The sequence below is a fragment of the Butyrivibrio sp. genome (assembly GCF_017940685.1).
GTDB lineage: Bacteria > Bacillota > Clostridia > Lachnospirales > Lachnospiraceae > Butyrivibrio.
In genome coordinates, this window is sequence record NZ_JAGAYD010000166.1 from 1 (window position 1) to 1,985 (window position 1,985).

Genomic DNA, 1,985 nt, shown 5'->3' on the forward strand with positions numbered 1-1,985 from the left:
CATTCAAAGTATTTATCGGCAGTTATTTGCAAATTATTAACCAAAAAGTCAGATTATTTAAAGTATTATTAAATTTAATCAAAAAGTTTTTCAATAAGCAAAAAAAGTGCGGGAGCCTTATGACTCCCACACTATCTTCTGGTTTGTAAGATCAGCTCATTTCAGCTGAAGTGTTATTTTTCCTAATAAGCTGTATTAAAACTACCAATGATACAAGTATTATCATGATTCTATAAATTGTATCACTACCGTCTCCTGTAGATGCACGCCTTGCACCAAGAACCTTCGGCTGATTGTCTGATAGGTCATTGCCATGGCTGGTCTCAAAAGGCACGTTGATATAAGTAACTGAGCCGTCAGCGTGAGTGATCTTAGCTCTTGCCACGCGGCTATTGAGGATCTCGGTAGAGTTCTTCCTGGCAGTGCCGGAAGTATCAGGAGAAAACCTTAATCCAGTATCATCTGCTGAAGATGTTTGAGTATACTGAGATGAACCGTTTTCATCTGAACCCTTCTTATTGGCATCAACCAGCTGTAACTTACCCTTTTCAAGATCAATATTGTAATAGTCAGTAACCTCTTCCCCATTTGCATCTACAATTACAACATTGGTAATCTCATTGGGGCTCTGTCCCACACCTGTCTGGCTGCCAACGATAGTTACAGATTGTATACTATGGCCTTCTTTAAGAGAACCTTTTGTCAATTTAAAACTAGCATTGGTAATAGTAGTTCCATCATCGTTTTTGACTGTTGTACCAGCTTTTATTGTAATTTTGATCTTATCCTTCCTTAGAGAAAAAGGATCATATCCATCAGATGCCTGTAAAACAGCTATCGGATCAATTGTGACTTTATTCGCAAGGGAAATTCCGCGAACGTCTGTGACCGTGATGTCATTCCAGCTTACTTCTTCGCTTCCCCTGTAGAAATGTATATCATCAAGTTCATCTGTAACATAAGTGTAAGCCGACGTAATGTTCAGATAAAAAGTCTCTCCAGCATATTCAAATACTGTCTTTTCATCCCCAGCATATACTTTTACAGCCACAAGCTTTCCAAGGCAGTTGAAGATGTACTCGGCAAGCTTTTTGGGGTCATCTTCATCCATTGTATCTGTTACCACTATATCAAATCCACCAACCATATGTGGCTGTCTGTCATACTCTATCTCGCTAAGCTGTCGCCCATTCTCATCAAGGAGCTTGGGAACAATATGAAACTCAATACGAGATTCTAGTTCATCAAGTTTTTGGGCATGTTCAGGGTCGATCACCGGCTTAGTGATCTCCTCTTCCTTAGGCTGTTCTATATTCCGCCTCTGTCTTATAACACCATCAACATGAACGCGTACATCCTGATCTGATCCGTCTGTATTCACTTTTTTTACCACATACCACACAACGTAGTGTGTCTCCGGGTCAAAATCCGGCACAATATTGTGAATATCTTCTGCAGATGGAAGTCTTGAAATTATATCGGTAACTCCATTAGATGCTGTAAATCCGTCAGAAAGGAGACTGTCCTCTGATCCATCCTCCTCTGCGGAGCTAAAAGAAAGATTGCTTTGCATAATAGAATCTTCAACCCTTATAGGAGCTGAATACAGTGAAGAGCTGTAGGAAGCCGGCTCTTTTGGAATATCAAAGTCAATACCATTGCCTCTTACATAAAAGTATACATCAATGGCTGTTGCTGCAACTTCTTCCTTCGGAGTTTCTTTTACAGGCTGATTTTCCAAAAGCTTACTATCAAAAATCTGATCTTCCCCAATAATCGGTGTATCAAGACTTTCGCCTATAGCTGTCAGCTCGCTGGTCTCCTGCTTAAGAACAAGAGTATTTGATGTATCCCCCGTTGTAGCCTCGTCTGTAGTAACAGTACCATCATTTACCTGATTTGTTTCAGCAACAGGTTCCTCTTCTTTCTTCTTTTCAAGAGTTTCCTCTTTGCCTTCCCTGGACTCTACCTGGATGTCAGTTCCA

Annotated in this window: 1 protein-coding gene; it reads right to left on the reverse strand. The window is 40.4% G+C overall.

From position 1 onward, the window contains the following. Positions 1-151: 151 nt before the first annotated feature. Positions 152-1,985 (reverse strand): hypothetical protein (locus J6I68_RS10785; protein ID WP_292220256.1); only part of this gene is annotated, 1,834 nt, incomplete at its 5' end.